Source organism: Streptomyces sp. Ru73 (assembly GCF_002920575.1).
In the GTDB taxonomy this organism is placed as follows: domain Bacteria; phylum Actinomycetota; class Actinomycetes; order Streptomycetales; family Streptomycetaceae; genus Streptomyces.
Genome location: NZ_PQSQ01000021.1, coordinates 74,245 through 89,630 on the forward strand (window position 1 = coordinate 74,245; position 15,386 = coordinate 89,630).

The window sequence follows — 15,386 nt, forward strand, 5'->3', positions numbered from 1 at the left end:
GCTCGCTGCCCGGCTCGCCGGGCCCACCTCATCCCCCTGCCCCCCTCATTCCCCTGTCCCGCTCCACACCCGGGCCGCGTCCGCCGCATGGGCGGCGGCCTGGATGCGGCCGGCGCGGGCCGCGGCGGCGCGCTTGGACGGGTCCAGGACGTTGCGCCCGAAGGCGGCCCGCGCGGCCCGGTCCGGGGTGATGACCAGGACCTCGGCGCCCTCCGCCGCGAGCCGTTCCGCCTGCGAGCGGGGCGTGGCGACGGGCCCGCCGCCCGACGCCATCGGGGCGATCACGACGACGCGTCCGTACCCCGCGGCCAGGTCGACGTTCGCGCACGAGTGGACGCCGCCGTCGATCCACCGCCGGTCCCCGATCGTCACCGGCGGCCAGACGCCGGGCACCGCGCAGCTCGCGGCGACCGCGTCGGCGAGCTTCACGCCGCTGCCGCCGTCGAAGACGCTGCGCTCCCCCGAGTACGCGTCCACCGCCGTGATCATCAGCCGCCTGGCCGGCCACTCCTGCGAGAGCAACCGCCCGGCGATGACCGCGCGCTGGGTGTTCTCCGGCCCCGTACGGGCGGCCAGCGCCAGCCGGCCCATCCGCGCGCCGAAGGTCACCGCGTCCCGCGACCGCAGCGCGATGGCCGCGAACCGTGCCATCGACAAGGCGCCCATCCGGGCCGGCGCGCCCCCGCCCTGTGCGATGCCGACGGCGCCTGCGGATGCACCGACCGACGGGCCGCCCGAGGGGCCGGCCAGCTGCCGCTCGTACAGTTCCTCCAACGTCAGCTGCCCGGAGGTGAGATGCGCGCCGACCAGGGACCCCGCTGACGTGCCGATGACGACGTCGGCCGTGCAGAGGTTCACCCCCGCATCGGCCAGTCCGGCGAGCATTCCGATCTCCCAGCCGATGCCCGTCAGCCCGCCACCGCCCAGCACCAACGCCGTACCCGCCATGCGTGCCGCTCTCCCGTTCGTCGATGGTCCGACATTGCTCGATGCCCCGGCGTGACCCGTATGCCAAGTACTCCGCACACGCCGAGCACTCCGAGTACTCCGAGCGCTACGAGCACTCCGAGCGAGTACTCCATGTACTCCAAGTACTCGGAGTACTCCAAGGGTCCGCCGGTCGTGCAGTCTTCCATCGGGAACGCGCCACCGACAGGCCCCAAACGGACCCGGCCCGCACTCCGGGAAATCCACGCTCGCGCACAAGAAACTGCACGTGAACAGGGGTGTGCAGCTGCACGTGTGCACGCACGAGCGGAACGCGTCGAGGGGCAGGCATCGAGGGGGACGCGGAGGCGTCCGGAGACCGCCCTCGCGGCAGTGCACGAGGGGGCGCCGGGACGGCTCCCGGCACCCCCGAACCGTTCCGGCGCCCCCGAACCGTCCCGCGCCCCTGTCCGAGCCCTAGCCCACCGGGTCCGGCTCGGTCGTCACCACGCCGCGGACCGTTCCGGCGCCCACCGTGCGGCCGCCCTCGCGGATGGCGAAGCCGAGGCCCGGCTCCACGGGAACGCCGCGGCCCAGCCGTACGGTGACGCCGACCGTCTCCCCGGGGCGGGCGGTACCGCGCTCCCCGAGGTCCAGCTCGCCGACCACGTCGTCCGTGCGGAGGTAGAACTGCGGCCGGTACCCCGTCGACAGCGGCGTCCGGCGGCCGCCCTCCTCCGCGGACAGCACGTACACGTCGGCGGTGAACGCGCGGTACGGGGTGACGCTGCCCGGCGCGGCGACCACCTGGCCGCGGCGGACCGCGTCGCGGGCCACGCCGCGGAGCAGCAGCGCCACGTTGTCGCCCGCCTCCGCGTGCTCCATCGGCTTGCCGAACGTCTCCAGGCCGGTGACCACGGTGACCGTGCCCGCGCCCGCCGGGCTCACGATCTCCACCCGGTCGCCGGTGCGTACGCTGCCCCGCTCGACGGCGCCGGTGACGACCGTGCCCCGCCCGGTGATCGTCAGGACGTTCTCCACCGGGAGGAGGAACGGCGCGTCCACGTAGCGCTCGGGAACCGGCACATACGTGTCCACCGCGTCCAGCAGCGCCTCGATGGCCGCGGTCCAGCGCGGGTCGCCCTCCAGGGCGCGCAGCCCGGAGACCCGGACGACCGGTACGTGCTCGCCGTCGTACCCGTGCGCGGACAGCAGCTCGCGGACCTCCAGCTCCACCAGGTCGGTGAGCTCGGGGTCCCCGGCGTCCGCCTTGTTGAGGGCGACGACGAGGTGGCGTACCCCGACCTGACGGGCCAGCAGGACGTGCTCGCCGGTCTGCGGCATGACCCCGTCGAGCGCGGAGACGACGAGGATCGCGCCGTCGAGCTGGGCTGCGCCGGTGACCATGTTCTTGATGAAGTCGGCGTGGCCGGGCATGTCCACGTGCGCGTAGTGCCGGGTGCTCGTCTCGTACTCGACGTGCGCGATGTTGATGGTGATGCCGCGGGCGCTCTCCTCCGGGGCCCGGTCGATGCGGTCGAACGGCACGTACGTACCGCCGCCGCGCTCGCTGAGGACCTTGGTGAGGGCGGCGGTCAGGGTGGTCTTGCCGTGGTCGACATGGCCGATCGTGCCGATGTTGAGGTGCGGCTTCGTCCGCAGGTAGGCCGGCTTGCCGCCGGGCACCCGGCCGTGCGCGTGGGTGTGGGCAGGGGTACGGGACATGGTGTGGTCTCCTCGCGCCCGGGCAGGCATGACGGCGCTGCGTGGCGCGGTGCTGCGGTGAGACGGCGGCTCGGCCGCCGTACGGACCCCCTTGGCCTGGCCGACCCTCCCCCTGCGGGGCCCGCCGGACGATCCGGGAAGGGTCAGCTTCGGACGCCGTCCAGTGCGGCGCAGGCAGTGGCCGCAGCGGGCTCGGCGGCAGCGAGGGAGGAAACGACGGAGAGGACGGCAGCCTTCGGCGGGTCCGCGACGGCGGACCTGAGCGCGAGGAAGGCGAACCGGGTCATGGCACAAAGGATCGCGCGCTGACGGGCGCACGTCGACCGATTTACGGCGCGGCGGACCGAGGGGCCGTCATGGGCCGGTGCGGGCTGGGAGGCTTGGGCAGGGCAGGCCGGGCTACGGCACCGGTTCCGCCGCACTTCCCTCACGTACGGTTCCGCGTACACACTTATTACACCGTTCTGACACCCGCTTCGGTTACGCTCCCCTGATGCTCGATCCCGCTACCCCGCCCGACGCCTTCGCCGTGCGCTGTACGCGGCTTCTCCTGTCGCCGTGGTCCCGCCTGGGCCTGCTCGTCGTCCTGCTCGCGTGCGCCGCGACCGCCATGCTCGTATGGCAGCCGCAGCGGATGCTCGCGCACGGGTGGCCGCCAGAACTGTCCGGCGGCACGGCCGTGGTGCTCTTCACGGTCGCCTACGGCCTGTGCACCACGGCGTTCGTGCCCCGCCCCGTGCTCAACGCCGCGGCGGGCGCCCTCTTCGGCGCCCAGATCGGCACGCCGGCGGCGCTGCTGGGCACGGTGCTCGGCTCGGGGCTCGCCTTCGGGCTCGGCCGGCTGCTGGGGCAGGACGCGCTCCGGCCGCTGCTGCGTGCCCGCTGGCTGACCGCGGCCGACCGCCAGCTGAGCCGGTACGGCTTCCGCTCCATGCTGGCCATCCGGCTGTTCCCCGGCCTGCCCTTCGCGGCCACGAACTACTGCGCCGCCGTGTCCCGTATGCGGTGGCCCGCGTTCCTGCTCGCGACCGCGCTGGGCAGCATCCCGAACACCGCCGCGTACGTCGTGGCCGGCGCCCAGGCGTCCACCCCCACCTCGCCCGCGTTCCTGATCTCGATGGGCTTCATCGCCGTCACGGGGCTGGCGGCCGTCGTCGTGGCGTGGTGCAAGCGGGGCGCGCTGCGCGGCAGTTCGGACGCCTGACGCCCCTGCCCTCTCCATCGGCCGGTCCGCGCTCTGCACCGGTCGGCCTGTCCTCTGCACCGGCCGGCCTCCGGGTCGCATCGGCCGGCCTCCGGGTCGCATCGGTCGGTCTCTGGGTCGCACCCGTCCCCGTGCCACCGCGACCGGGACCGCACGCACGGGAATCTGCACTTGCATTCGCATCGACGTCCGCACCTTCATAAGCACGGGTGAGTGCAATTGTCGATGCAGATGACCATGCACCTTCGAATATCACGCCGAATACCGCACGCCGACTGTCACCACCCATTCCGGTCGGCGGCAACGCCTCACGTTCGGCAATCCGTGAAGGCCGCCGCCGCAATGAGTCAGCAATCCCGTCATCCATGACCGTTACCGAACGGATCTCATGAATCCCCATTCAGTTCCGGTCAATTGCCGACGCGGTACGAGCCATTCCCCTTTACGGCCCGCGTCCCGCCGGCCGGCCCCTCCACCGCCGTCTCGGTGCGCCCTCCACCGCTTCCTCAGACGCAGCGCAGCGGGACCCGGGCACCGGCCAGCTGCGTCGAGGAGCCGCCGCCCGGCGAAGCGGCCGTAGGCGCTGACCGGTTGACCGCGATCTCCGCCCAGCACCGCTTGCCCGTCGGCGTCCGCTCGGCACCGTGGTCGATGGAGAGCGCCGCTACGAGGAACAGCCCGCGCCCGCCCTCGTCGTCCAGGTCCGCGAGGCCCGCACTCGGCAACTCCGTACTGGCGTCGCGCACCTCGATCAGCAGGGCCTCGCCGTGCAACCGGGCGCTGACGGTGACGTCGTCACCCCCCGCGTGCTGGACCGCGTTGGTGATCAATTCGCTGGTTACCAGTTCGACGTTATGGAGTGACTGGGCGTCGAACTGCACGCTCCAGCTCCGTAAGTCGCTCATTACCCGGCGCCGCGCTGCTGCTGCGGCGGCGGGCGTACCAGGCACGGAGAAGCTGAGCCCGTGCGCTTGCATGAGTGGCCTCCTGACTGAGTGGGCAACTCAGGCAAGCAAAGATGCGACCTCCTGGCCAGAACGGACGTCGCCGCTGCATGAATTATGCAGGAGTTGCATCACTCTCGATTATGGTTTCATTACGCTCGGTTCAACAGTCAGGATCGGCGACGGCAAAGGGGCCGTGGCACACATGGTCGACGCACAAAGTGAAGCGAAGCGGCTGGGCGAGGTGATCCGCCGGGCGCGAGTGCTGAAGAAGCTCTCGCAAGCGGATGTCGCCAAGGCCCTTGGCTATCACCAGTCGAAGGTGAGCCGCCTGGAAGGCGGCCGGGGCACCGAGGACACCCGCTTGCTGCGCGAAGTCGCACAGGTACTCGGTATTCCGCTGGACAGTCTTGGCCTCGCTGCCTCCCCGGATGCAAGCACCACCGACCCTGAGGCAGAAGACATGTACCGCCGCACCTTCCTCGCCGCGAGCATCGCTGCGCTCGCCGCGCCCGACGTACCGGCCCCCGTCGCCCACGACGACCTGGTCCGTTCGCTACTCCCCGGCCCGGGCAAGGAGTCCACCAGGCCGGTGCTGAAACTCGCGGAACTGAAGGACCGGGTGGCCAACGTCCGCCGGCTGTTCTGCACCTGCAGCTACAAGGAGCTGGAGGGCACGCTCCCCGACGTCATCGCCGACCTCCGGAACGCCGCCGACCACAAATCGGCCGAGGTTTCGCTGCTTTCCGGCCTGCTTGCCACCGCGTACCAGACGGCGGCCGGGCTGCTGCTCAAGCAGAGCGACCACGGGAACGCCTGGCTCGCGGTCGGCCGCGCGATGGCCGAGGCCGAGCGCTCGGGCGACCCCGTGGTGCTCGCGTCGAGCGTCCGCGTCCACGCCCACGTCCTGGTACGCGAGAAGCACGCCTCGCAGGCCGTCGCGATCGTCCGCCACACCGCCGACCAGCTCTGCGGCTCCTACGACAAGCGCTCCAAGCAGTATCTGGCCGCCGTCGGGCTGATGTTGCTGCGCGGCGTCACCGCGGCCAGCAGCAGCGGCGACCGGGCGGCGACCCGCGAACTGCTCGGCGAGGCGCGCGAGGTCGCCCGGTTCGTCTCCCAGGACCAGCCGGACGCCTGGGCCAACTTCAGCCCCACGAACGTGGAACTGCACACCGTCAGCGCGTCCGTCTCGCTCGGCGATGCGGGGCAGGCGCTGGAGGCCGCGCGCCCCCTCATGCGCCGGCCCATCCCCGTACCGGAGCGCCGCGCCGGCCTGTGGGTGGACGTGGCCCGCGCGTACAGCCAGCAGAGCAAGCTCGCCGACGCGTTCCAGGCGCTGCGGATCGCGGAGCGCTGCGCGTCCCAGGACATCCGCCGGCCCGCGGTACGCGAGATGGTCGCCGACATGGCCGCCCGCGACCGCCACCGCGCCCTCCCCGAGCTGCACCAGTTCAGTCGCCGCCTGGGAGCACCGGCGTGACCGGACAGGACAGCGGCGGAAGGGGTTCCAGTGACGAAGGAGGCAAGGACAGCAGTGACAGCGGCAGCGGTAACGGCAGGGGGAACGGCAGCGGCACGGCCGCACGCGGCGTGAGTGGGCCGGCGACGGGCTGCGCCGCCCCGCCCCTCTCGGCCGCGGTCACGGACAAGGACGCGGAAGCGGACGCGGAAATGGGCACGGGCACGGGGACGCCGGTGAGCAGGGAGACGAGGACGGGAACGGGGACGGACCGGAAGCCGTTCCTGTACGTCGTCCTCTGCGCCGCTGGCATCGCCAACGACGTGGGCAAGCTGATCAGGAACGCGCAGCAACGCACCTGGCGCGTCGGCGTCATCGCGACGCCACGCGGCCGGGAGTGCGTGGACACCGCCGCCATCGAGGCGCTGACCGGATATCCCGTACGGTCCGCCTGGCGCGTGCCGGGCGAGCCGCGTCCGCTGCCGCCCGCCGACGCGATCGCGGTCGCCCCTGCGACGTTCAACACGATCAACAAGTGGGCGCAGGGCATCGCCGACACCCTCGCACTGGGCATCCTCTGCGAGGCGCACGGCTTCGGTACCCCCACCGCGGCGCTCCCCTACCTGAACGCCGCCCAGGCCGCGCATCCCGCGTACGCCCAGAGCCTGGCCCGGCTGCGCCGCATGGGCGTCCTGCTCGGCGACTACGTCCCGCACCCGCCCCGCACGGGCGGCGGCCGCCGCCGCTTCCGCTGGGAACAGGCCCTCGACCTCCTGGCCCCGGTGCTGGAACGGCGCTAGGTCCGCGGGAACGGGCCGGGGCCGGCAGGACGGTGGGGTCGGCAGGACAGCGGGGGCCAGTAGGACGGTGGGGGCCGGCAGGACGGCGGGGCCGGCAGGACGGCGACGGACGGTAGTCACTGCCCGGCACGGTACTCGTCGGGCATGCATACCCGGCGGCCCTGCATATCCGGAGGCCGTGCGTAACGGGCGCCTTGACTCGCGCCTCGCATGACTGACGGCCGTGCATGACTGACGGCCGTGCATGACTGGCGGCCCCGCGTACCTGCCGGCCCTGCGTACTCGGCCAAGCTCCGTGCTCGGGGCCCATGGACGGCGGTCCTCGGTGCTCGGGGCCCCGGTGCTCGGCAGCCCTCCGCGCTCGGGGGCCTCCGCGCTCAGGGGCCTCCGTACTCGGGGGGGGCCGCCTCCGCACTCGTCGGTCCCGCACCGGCCATGCACGGGCCGCGTCCCCGTCCGCGCCCCGTCCGCGCCCCGTCCGCGCCCCGGCCCACCTCCCGGGTCGGCCCTCTGGCCGGCCCCGGAGGTGGCCCGGGACGCACGCCAAACGGTGGCCTGCGAGGCACCCCGCCCGAGGTCCCGGTGGCCTCGACCGGGCCGATCTCCTGCCTGTCACTTCGGGACGCTACGCTGCCTTACGATCGGCGCAAGATCGCGCCGCACCCCGCCCACGAGCCACCCGGACACCAGTTGTGCCATCAGTGACCCGCACGTGCGTCTGCACGCGCACGCGCCCCGCGTCCCGCGCTGCGCGCCCAGGCCGCCTGATGCGTCATCAGTCCAGCGAGCAGCAAAGGCCAGCCCGAGGACGACGACCACCACCACGACTCACTACTCCCCTGAACCGGCACGCACCGCGGCCGCACGCATGACGGCCGCCACCCCGAATTCCCCGCCGGCCTGCACACTCGCCGGTCACGGCACGATCACCTTCCGGATGGCGTACAACCCATGTCTTGGTTTGAATCATTCATCCTTGGGCTTGTCCAAGGTCTGACCGAATTCCTTCCGATCTCGTCCAGTGCGCATCTGCGCCTGACCGCGGCCTTCGCCGGCTGGCACGACCCCGGCGCCGCGTTCACCGCGATCACACAGATCGGTACCGAGGCTGCCGTACTGATCTACTTCCGGAAGGACATCGTCCGGATCATCTCGGCCTGGGGCCGCTCCCTCGTGAACAAGGAGATGCGTCAGGACCACGACGCCCAGATGGGCTGGCTGGTGATCGTCGGCTCCATCCCGATCGGCGTCCTCGGCATCACGCTCAAGGACGCGATCGAGGGCCCGTTCCGCGACCTCCGCCTGATCGCCACCACCCTCATCGTGCTGGGCATCGTCCTCGGCTTCGCCGACCGCCTGGCGGCGCGCGACGAGAGCGGCGGCCGGCACCGCGCCGCCAAGCAGCGCAAGACGCTCACCGACCTCGGCGTCAAGGACGGCCTGCTCTTCGGCTTCTGCCAGGCGATGGCCCTGATCCCGGGCGTCTCGCGCTCGGGCGCCACGATCAGCGGCGGTCTGTTCATGGGGTACACACGAGAGGCCGCTGCGCGGTACTCCTTCCTGCTCGCGATCCCCGCGGTACTGGCCTCCGGCGTCTTCGAGCTGAAGGACGCCGGCGAGGGCCACGTCTCCTGGCCCCCGACGATCTTCGCGACGCTCATCGCCTTCGTCGTCGGCTATGCGGTCATCGCATGGTTCATGAAGTTCATCACCACGAAGTCCTTCATGCCCTTCGTCATCTACCGCGTCCTGCTGGGCGCAGCCCTGTTCGTACTGGTCGGAATGGGCGTCCTCAGCCCGCACGCCGGCGAATCGGCGGGCTGACACCGAACACCACGGCGCGGTCGCCGTCCGACGGCGCCCGACCGCCGCGCCCTCCGCGCCTCTCACGCCCCGGACCAGCGCATCCCCTCACGGACGCAACGGACCGGGGCCGTTCAGCGTCCTCGCTCCCCCGCCCTTCTCAGCCTTCTTACGACGGCGGTGCGCGGCCACTCGCGTACGCGTCGCGCACGCCGTGGAGCAGAACCGGCGGGGCGAACCGGGCCCGGTCGACAGATACAGGCGCCTGCAGCCGACAGCCGTGCACTCGCCCCAGGCCGGCCGGCCGTGCTCGGAGAAGATCTGCGCCAGCGCGAGCGCACTGGTCGCCGTGAACCACTCGGCCCACGAGGCGTCGTCTCCGCGATCCACGTGCAGGTGCCAGACGTGCCCGCCGTGCCGCGACAGCCGAGGCCGCGCCCCGCACTCCTCCAGCAACGCATTGATCGCCAAAGCCGCCCGATCAGCACCCGCGTCGCCATCCGATCCGTCGTCATTCGGTGACGCGGCCAGGATGTCGATCAACCGCCCGACCGCGCCCCGCAGCTCCTCCGCATCGCCCTCCGAAAAGGCCTCCTCGGACAGGTCCTCCGCGGACTCCCCGTGCCGGGCGAGCAGTGCAGCCAGCTCCGCACGCGGCAGGTCCGGATCCTCACGTACGGCATTGGCCAGCTCCAGCAGCCGATGCGCGGGCCGAAACCCACGCCCTTCCTCCGCACCCATGCGCCTCCCGCCGCCTTTCCTGGTCTGCAGCCATCCACTCCTCATCGAACCCTGTTACCGTAACGGCATTACCGTGTAAGCCGTTACCCTCCTGGTCGCCGCATCAGCCACTCGCAAGCCGGCCAAGCAGGCGGGCGGACGGGCAGCCAGGTAAGTAGGCAGGTGGACAGGGGGCAGTGGCGTGCGGCTGTACCTGATGACCGCGTTCGGCGCGCGGCTGGCCGAGGAGGGCATGGCCGTAGCGCTCGTCCTCCTCACCCTGCAACGCACGGGAAGCGCGGCCCACGGCGCCTTCCTCCTCACCGCATGGTTGGCACCTCACGCCCTCGCCGCACCACTGACCGGTGCCCTCGCGGCCCGGATGCGGAGCCCCCGCCTCTTCTACGTCGGCGCGCTGGCCGGCTTCGCCCTGGCGATCGGCGGGCTGGCGCTCACGGTCGGCCGGGCACCGGGCCCCCTGGCGCTCGCGATCGCCCTCGTCGGCGGAAGCTGCGGACCGGTCGTGTCCGGCGGCCTGTCGAGCCTCGTCGCCACCTTGGCACCCGACGACGGCGCACGGTCCCGTGCGTACGCACTCGACGCCGCCGTGTACAACGCGGCATCGGTGACCGGCCCGGCCGTCGTGAGCCTGCTGGCCACCACCTCCTCCCCCGTTACCGCGACGCTCCTCCTCGCCGCGACGGCTGCAACCGCCGCGAGCCTGACCACCGCCCTCCCCCTGCCACGCCCATCCCGTACGCCTCGCAAGAGCCGCCCGTCCCCGGCACTGTCACCAGGACCAGAGTCAGGACCGGCACCGGCACCGGCACCAAGACGTCAGTCCAGTACCACCTCAGCGTCCCAACCGCCCTGTCCAGCCCGGCCACCCCGCGACCAATCACCGCCGTCACCGGACGGACGCCGGAGCCCGGCCCTCACCACCGGCGTCGCAGCGCTGTGGCTCATCCCCGAGCTACGCGCCATCACCGCTGCGACGTCGCTCGCCTTCGTCGGTGTCGGCGGCCTGACCACCACGGCAGTACTGCTCGCCGAACGCCGAGGGCACCCCGAGGGCGGCGGCCTGCTGATGACCGTCTTCGCGATCGGCGCCCTGGCCGGGTCCCTGTTCCTCGCCCGGCGGAAGTCGGCCGTGCCGCCGCGGCGTCTCGTCGCCTACGGCCTGGTCGGCACCGGCCTCGCCCTCGCTGCCGCGGCCGCGCTGCCCTCCTTCACGGCGAGCGCGCTGCTCTTCACGGTGGCAGGGCTGTTCGACGGCCCGCTGCTGAGCGCCACCTTGCGTATTCGCGCCGACCACGCACCCCCGTCGGTCCGCGCCCAGGTCTTCACGCTGGGAGCGGGGCTGAAGATTTCCGCGGCGGCCTGCGGGGCGGCGCTGACCGGCGCGGCGACCGCGCTGACCGCCCCGGTCCTCCTCCTGATCATCGCTGCCCTCCAGCTGTCTGCTGCCCTGTTGTACGCCGTCGTCCGAGCGCACGCCCGCCCGGCTCGGAAATCGTTCGTCCCTGGTGGCCCCGCTCCCCGCGCTGTCAGGGAGCGGGGCCGGTCCGAGTAGCGCCAGCAGCTCGGATAGGAACATTGCTCACCGTAGCGGGGGCCACTGACAATCGCCGTCGGCCGATCAGCGACGGACCGTTTCCGCTCACCCGGCCCGTCCCGCTCACCTGCGCTTCCCTCCCGCCGACCGCAAGCAATTCGCCCGTACGAGTGAACACAGCGCCCTCCCGCGTTCCTTGACGGCCCGGCCCCGCTCGGGAACCGTGACCACCCGAGCCGGCCGGAACGACCGAACCGACCGGAACGACCGAGCCGGCCGGGCCGACTGCACCGACCACACCAACCGAACCGACCTCCGACCTCGAAGGAGCACCGTGGGCGAGAACAAGGACCGCATGCTGGCCGGTGACTGGTACATCGCCGACGATCCCGAACTCCTCGCGGACACCGAGCGCCGTATCGAACTCTGCGCGGCCTTCAACGCCGCCGGCGGACACACGCCCGGCACGTACGACCCGGCCCGGCGGGACGCGCTGCTGCGTCAACTGCTCGGCTCGGTGGGCGCGGACGTACGGATCCGGCCGCCCTTCCACTGCGACTTCGGGTACCTGATCAGCATCGGCTCCGGCACGTTCATCAACTTCGGGGCGGTCTTCCTGGACGCCGCGCCCATCACCATCGGCGCGCACGTGCAGATCGGACCCAACGTGCAACTCCTCACCCCGACCCATGAACTGGACGCGGAGCGCCGCCGGGCCGGCTGGGAGAAGGCGGTACCGATCACCATCGGCGACAACGTCTGGCTCGGTGGCGGGGTGATCGTCTGCCCCGGCGTGACCATCGGCGAGAACACCGTGGTGGGGGCCGGTTCGGTGGTCACCAAGGACCTGCCGGCGGGCGTTCTCGCGGTCGGCAACCCCGCCCGCGTGCTGCGCAAGCTGGACGAGCCGCAGTAAGCACGAGACCGACGGCGCCGCCGCGACGGGAGCGTGGAACGTCGCGACGCAACCGAGCAGGTCAGACAGGAGTGGCTGGGGTGGCGGGCCATAACTCTCGGCCGATTGTCAGTGCCTCCCCCTACTATGTGTCTCATGTCCGCAACTCAGCCTCTTCCGGGCCAAGTCCGCCCTTCTGCCGCCGAAGTGAACGACTCCATACGGAGCTTCGTCCAGGCTCGGCGGGGCTGTGCCTGGACGCCTGAGGACCGCGCGGAGTACGCCCGCCTGCTCGCGGACTGGACGTCGGCGATGCGGGACGAGGTCGTCACGGCGGCCTGAGCGGAGGACGAAACAAGGCAAGGGTCGGGAGGCGAAGCGAGGCGAGTCGGCAGGTGAGGCGAAGCGACGTCGGAGGGGAGGCGGGACAGCGCCGATCACGAGGGGCACGCCGTACATGCGTGCCGCAAGCCGTGCCGCGCGTCCGGCCGTACGGCGAGGCAGACTGGCCTCATGTGCCGCAGCATCAAGACTCTCCGCCCGCCGACCACCCCCGACGTGACACAGGAGGACATCCGCGCGGCGGCCTTGCAGTACGTACGCAAGGTCTCCGGGTTCCGTGCGCCCGCCGCGCACAACCGCGAGGTGTTCGACCAGGCCGTTGAGGCGATCACCGCCGCGACCAGCGACCTCCTCGCGGGCCTCCACGTACGAGGCCGCACGTCGTCCTGACTTCGCCCTGACTCCGGTCCGCTATCCCTCCAGCACCGTCTGCACCGACAGGTGATCACTCGGGGCTGGCCGTGCTCCGAGAAGACGGTGATCTTGGCGTGCGACGTGCGACGTGCGCGCGGGCGACGAGGCGAGCAGCCGGTCGCCCCGGTCGCCGCCCGACCGGCTACGGCAACCACCACCCTCCACCGGCCGCAAGGCCAGCCCCGCAGGCGCCCACTACCGGCGAGCCGCTGAGTTCAGTTACCCGCGCTCTCCGCCCCCGAAGGCCCTTCCCAGTCCGCGTACCGGATGCGGGAGATCTCCCGGACCTCCCCCACCGTTCCCCACTCGTCCTTGCCCAGCCGGGAGAGGGGGCGCAGCCGGTGAATGTCGGGGTGCCCGTCCGTCATGACGTCCTCGGACACCGCCGCGTGCACGACCCGCCCGAAGACGATCGTGGAGTCACCGATCCGGAGCGTGCTGTGCAGCTCGCACTCCAGCGCCACGGGCGAGGCGGCAACGCGCGGCGGCTTCACGAACCGGCTCGGCTCCGTGGCGATGCCCACCGCGTCGAACTCGCTCACGCCGTGCGGAAAGTCCGTCGCCGTGTCGTTGATCTGCTCGAACAGCTCCTCGGGCGCGAGGTTGACGACGAACTCTCCGCTCGCTTCGACGTTCAGCAGCGAGTCCTTCCGCCCCACCGACGTGAACTGCACGACCGGCGGCGAAACGGCGGAAATGGTGAAGAACGAATGCGGGGCCAGGTTCGCGGCGCCGCCGTCCGCCGCGATCGTGGAGACCCACGCGATCGGCCGCGGCACCACCGTCGCCGTCAGCAGCCGGTAGAAGTCGTTGCGGGACACCTTCTGGGGATCGATCTCGATACGCATGATCGCCAGTATCCCCACAGGCAGCCCGGCAGGCTAACCGCAGCTCGGCGGCATCGCCCAGCCCCTGTTCTCGGCAGACAGCGATGGCCGCTCCGCTGACAGCGGCCTACCGGAAAGCGGCTCAGGCCCTCTCCAGAATCGTCTTCAGCTCCGACATCATCATGGTCCAGCCGCCGCTGACGCCCTCGAGCATCTTGGAGTCGGCCGACGTGAAGCCGTCGTGGGTGATGGTCAGCTTCACGCCCAGCTCCGGATCCTCGGCCGGCTCGATGTCGAAGGCGACCTTCGAGCGTTCCTTGGCCGCCTCGGCGAACTCCGCGTCGCTCATGCCGAACATCTCCTGGTGCATCGGCTGCAGCGTGTGCCAGGTGTAGGCCAGCCGCTTGCCGGGCTCCGACTCGGTGACGACCTGCCCGAGGTCCTGCGGCTCACCCCCGTCCTCGACCGGCCACAGCACCTTCGAGCCGACCTTCCAGTCGGAGGAGGGCGCCCAGCCGCCGTGGTACTGCTTCAGGAACTCCGGGCTGGTCAGTCCCTCCCAGAGCTTCTCGGGCGTGGTGTGGATGTAGATCGTGTAGACGTACTCGGGCTTGGTCATCGCCGTTCCTTCCAGGGCGTGCTTCAGGTTGCTGAGCGCGGTCATCCGGCCTCGCTCGTACTGGCCGATCCAGCGGTCGGCGATCTCATGGATGGGTACGGGGTTGAGGTAGTGGAGCCTCTCCCGGCCACGCCGGACGGCCGTGACCAGGCCCGCCGCCTCCAGGATCGCCAGGTGCTTGGACACCGCCTGTCTGGTCATCTCCAGCCCCGCGGAGAGCTCGCGCAGACTCTGCCCGTTCCGCTCGTTCAGCCGGTCCAGCAGCCGCCTGCGGCTCGCGTCCGCGAGCGCTTTGAACACCTCGTCCATGCCATCCAACCCCCTCACCATCAGAATGGCAACCATTTGGTTGCATGTCAAAGCGGGCAGAAAGCCGCACGCACTCGGTCAACGGGCAACGGGCACGAGCACGGGCACGGGCACGGGGGCAGTACGACGGCCTGCATTTCCGGGTCGATGCGGAGATCACTCACTCCTCCGCATGACGAGCGGCCTACCGCCGGTGGGAAGCGCCGCGACGAGCCACCGCGCACGGCGCGGGACATCGCCCTGCTCGGCGCCGCCACCTCGTCCGCTGTGTGCACGGCGACGAACGGCACGGCCCTCGGCGGTAGCCCGTCCGTCACCGCGTCCCGTCCGTCACCCCGATCGTCCTGTGCCCCGCCGACTGCGGCCGGCCGGTCCGGGCAACCGACGACTTCGCGCGGGCCGGCTTCTGGTGTTCAGCGGACCGTGCCGCCGTGCCACACCCCGACCAGGTCGCGGTAGAGCGGGGAGCGGATCAGCAGCTCGTCGTGAGTGCCGAGCGTGGGCCGAGTGCCGTCCAGTATCAGCACGCGGTCGGCGCGACGGGCCGAGGAGAGCCGGTGGGCCACCACGATCAGTGTGCCCGGCCGCGCGGCCAGCGCTGCCTCCGCGCGGTCCTCCTCGCGCGGGGACAGATGACAGGTCGCTTCGTCGAGGAGAAGCAGCGGGGCCGGGGAGAGGTGGGCGCGGGCGAGGGCGAGGAGCTGGCGCTCGCCCAGGGAGAGGCGGTGCGGGTCCACGGGCGCCGACGGCCCGCCGAGTCCGTCCACCAGCCGGTGCAGGTCCAGCGCGTCGAGGGTGGCGGCCAGCTCCTCTTCCGTGGCGTCCGGCCGCAGGTAGCAT

Annotated in this window: 16 protein-coding genes; 8 read left to right on the forward strand and 8 right to left on the reverse strand. The window is 71.6% G+C overall.

Going from position 1 to position 15,386, the window contains the following annotated elements:
• Positions 1–45: 45 nt before the first annotated feature.
• The 3 genes from C3486_RS12875 to C3486_RS37245 form a co-directional block, all read right to left on the reverse strand.
• Positions 46–948 carry a patatin-like phospholipase family protein gene (locus C3486_RS12875; protein ID WP_103832779.1) on the reverse strand — a complete coding sequence of 301 codons (903 nt, stop codon included), beginning with the start codon at positions 946–948 and terminating at the stop codon, positions 46–48.
• Between the two features lie 456 nt (positions 949–1,404).
• Positions 1,405–2,652, reverse strand: coding sequence for an elongation factor Tu (gene tuf, locus C3486_RS12880; protein ID WP_374936857.1), 1,248 nt, complete (start codon positions 2,650–2,652; stop codon positions 1,405–1,407).
• Between the two features lie 143 nt (positions 2,653–2,795).
• Positions 2,796–2,939 (reverse strand): hypothetical protein, encoded by a 144-nt coding sequence (locus C3486_RS37245; protein ID WP_181138526.1) that lies wholly within the window; start codon positions 2,937–2,939, stop codon positions 2,796–2,798.
• Positions 2,940–3,145: 206 nt separating this feature from the next.
• Between C3486_RS37245 and C3486_RS12885 the strand changes: the two genes are divergently transcribed.
• On the forward strand, positions 3,146–3,856 hold the full coding sequence (locus tag C3486_RS12885) for a TVP38/TMEM64 family protein (protein WP_103832780.1): 711 nt from the start codon (positions 3,146–3,148) through the stop codon (positions 3,854–3,856).
• A gap of 506 nt (positions 3,857–4,362) precedes the next feature.
• Here the strand turns inward: C3486_RS12885 and C3486_RS12890 are convergent.
• Positions 4,363–4,833 (reverse strand): ATP-binding protein, encoded by a 471-nt coding sequence (locus C3486_RS12890; RefSeq protein WP_103832781.1) that lies wholly within the window; start codon positions 4,831–4,833, stop codon positions 4,363–4,365.
• Positions 4,834–5,005: 172 nt separating this feature from the next.
• Between C3486_RS12890 and C3486_RS12895 the strand changes: the two genes are divergently transcribed.
• The 3 genes from C3486_RS12895 (at position 5,006) to C3486_RS12905 (ending at position 8,886) form a co-directional block, all read left to right on the forward strand.
• Positions 5,006–6,283, forward strand: coding sequence for a helix-turn-helix domain-containing protein (locus C3486_RS12895; RefSeq protein ID WP_103832782.1), 1,278 nt, complete (start codon positions 5,006–5,008; stop codon positions 6,281–6,283).
• 191 nt (positions 6,284–6,474) lie between these two features.
• Entirely contained in the window at positions 6,475–7,062 is a 588-nt protein-coding gene (locus tag C3486_RS12900; RefSeq protein WP_103832800.1) for a flavoprotein, read from the forward strand.
• A 951-nt stretch (positions 7,063–8,013) separates the two neighbouring features.
• The gene (locus tag C3486_RS12905) at positions 8,014–8,886 is read left to right on the forward strand and encodes an undecaprenyl-diphosphate phosphatase (protein WP_103832783.1); all 873 of its coding nucleotides are present in this window, start codon (positions 8,014–8,016) and stop codon (positions 8,884–8,886) included.
• Between the two features lie 87 nt (positions 8,887–8,973).
• Here the strand turns inward: C3486_RS12905 and C3486_RS12910 are convergent, their stop codons facing one another.
• A complete protein-coding gene (locus C3486_RS12910; protein WP_103832784.1) occupies positions 8,974–9,606 on the reverse strand; it encodes a CGNR zinc finger domain-containing protein in 633 nt (210 codons plus the stop codon).
• 181 nt (positions 9,607–9,787) lie between these two features.
• On the opposite strand from C3486_RS12910, the gene C3486_RS12915 reads away from it, so the two are divergent.
• From C3486_RS12915 to C3486_RS12930, 4 genes are all read left to right on the forward strand, one after another.
• Positions 9,788–11,158 carry an MFS transporter gene (locus tag C3486_RS12915; protein ID WP_258052744.1) on the forward strand — a complete coding sequence of 457 codons (1,371 nt, stop codon included), beginning with the start codon at positions 9,788–9,790 and terminating at the stop codon, positions 11,156–11,158.
• Positions 11,159–11,474: 316 nt separating this feature from the next.
• Entirely contained in the window at positions 11,475–12,056 is a 582-nt protein-coding gene (locus C3486_RS12920) for a sugar O-acetyltransferase (RefSeq protein WP_103832785.1), read from the forward strand.
• 135 nt (positions 12,057–12,191) lie between these two features.
• Positions 12,192–12,377 (forward strand): hypothetical protein, encoded by a 186-nt coding sequence (locus C3486_RS12925; RefSeq protein ID WP_103832786.1) that lies wholly within the window; start codon positions 12,192–12,194, stop codon positions 12,375–12,377.
• Between the two features lie 171 nt (positions 12,378–12,548).
• Complete coding sequence (locus C3486_RS12930; RefSeq protein ID WP_103832787.1) at positions 12,549–12,767, forward strand: DUF2277 domain-containing protein; 219 nt, start codon at positions 12,549–12,551, stop codon at positions 12,765–12,767.
• A 239-nt stretch (positions 12,768–13,006) separates the two neighbouring features.
• On the opposite strand, the gene C3486_RS12935 is transcribed toward C3486_RS12930, so the two are convergent.
• The 3 genes from C3486_RS12935 to C3486_RS12945 form a co-directional block, all read right to left on the reverse strand.
• Positions 13,007–13,639, reverse strand: coding sequence for a flavin reductase family protein (locus tag C3486_RS12935; protein ID WP_103832788.1), 633 nt, complete (start codon positions 13,637–13,639; stop codon positions 13,007–13,009).
• 121 nt (positions 13,640–13,760) lie between these two features.
• The gene (locus C3486_RS12940; RefSeq protein WP_103832789.1) at positions 13,761–14,546 is read right to left on the reverse strand and encodes a metalloregulator ArsR/SmtB family transcription factor; all 786 of its coding nucleotides are present in this window, start codon (positions 14,544–14,546) and stop codon (positions 13,761–13,763) included.
• Positions 14,547–14,959: 413 nt separating this feature from the next.
• On the reverse strand, positions 14,960–15,386 hold a 427-nt coding region (locus C3486_RS12945; protein WP_146074992.1), incomplete at its 5' end, for an ABC transporter ATP-binding protein.

Coding starts and splice junctions, on each gene's coding strand:
- C3486_RS12940 (WP_103832789.1), bottom strand. CDS start 14,546: ATGGACGAGGTGTTCAAAGCGCTCGCGGACGCGAGCCGCAGGCGGCTG.
- C3486_RS12885 (WP_103832780.1), top strand. CDS start 3,146: ATGCTCGATCCCGCTACCCCGCCCGACGCCTTCGCCGTGCGCTGTACG.
- C3486_RS12910 (WP_103832784.1), bottom strand. CDS start 9,606: ATGGGTGCGGAGGAAGGGCGTGGGTTTCGGCCCGCGCATCGGCTGCTG.
- C3486_RS12905 (WP_103832783.1), top strand. CDS start 8,014: ATGTCTTGGTTTGAATCATTCATCCTTGGGCTTGTCCAAGGTCTGACC.
- C3486_RS12900 (WP_103832800.1), top strand. CDS start 6,475: ATGGGCACGGGCACGGGGACGCCGGTGAGCAGGGAGACGAGGACGGGA.
- C3486_RS12890 (WP_103832781.1), bottom strand. CDS start 4,833: ATGCAAGCGCACGGGCTCAGCTTCTCCGTGCCTGGTACGCCCGCCGCC.
- C3486_RS12875 (WP_103832779.1), bottom strand. CDS start 948: ATGGCGGGTACGGCGTTGGTGCTGGGCGGTGGCGGGCTGACGGGCATC.
- C3486_RS12930 (WP_103832787.1), top strand. CDS start 12,549: ATGTGCCGCAGCATCAAGACTCTCCGCCCGCCGACCACCCCCGACGTG.
- C3486_RS12935 (WP_103832788.1), bottom strand. CDS start 13,639: ATGCGTATCGAGATCGATCCCCAGAAGGTGTCCCGCAACGACTTCTAC.
- C3486_RS12925 (WP_103832786.1), top strand. CDS start 12,192: ATGTCCGCAACTCAGCCTCTTCCGGGCCAAGTCCGCCCTTCTGCCGCC.
- C3486_RS37245 (WP_181138526.1), bottom strand. CDS start 2,939: ATGACCCGGTTCGCCTTCCTCGCGCTCAGGTCCGCCGTCGCGGACCCG.
- tuf (WP_374936857.1), bottom strand. CDS start 2,652: ATGTCCCGTACCCCTGCCCACACCCACGCGCACGGCCGGGTGCCCGGC.
- C3486_RS12895 (WP_103832782.1), top strand. CDS start 5,006: ATGGTCGACGCACAAAGTGAAGCGAAGCGGCTGGGCGAGGTGATCCGC.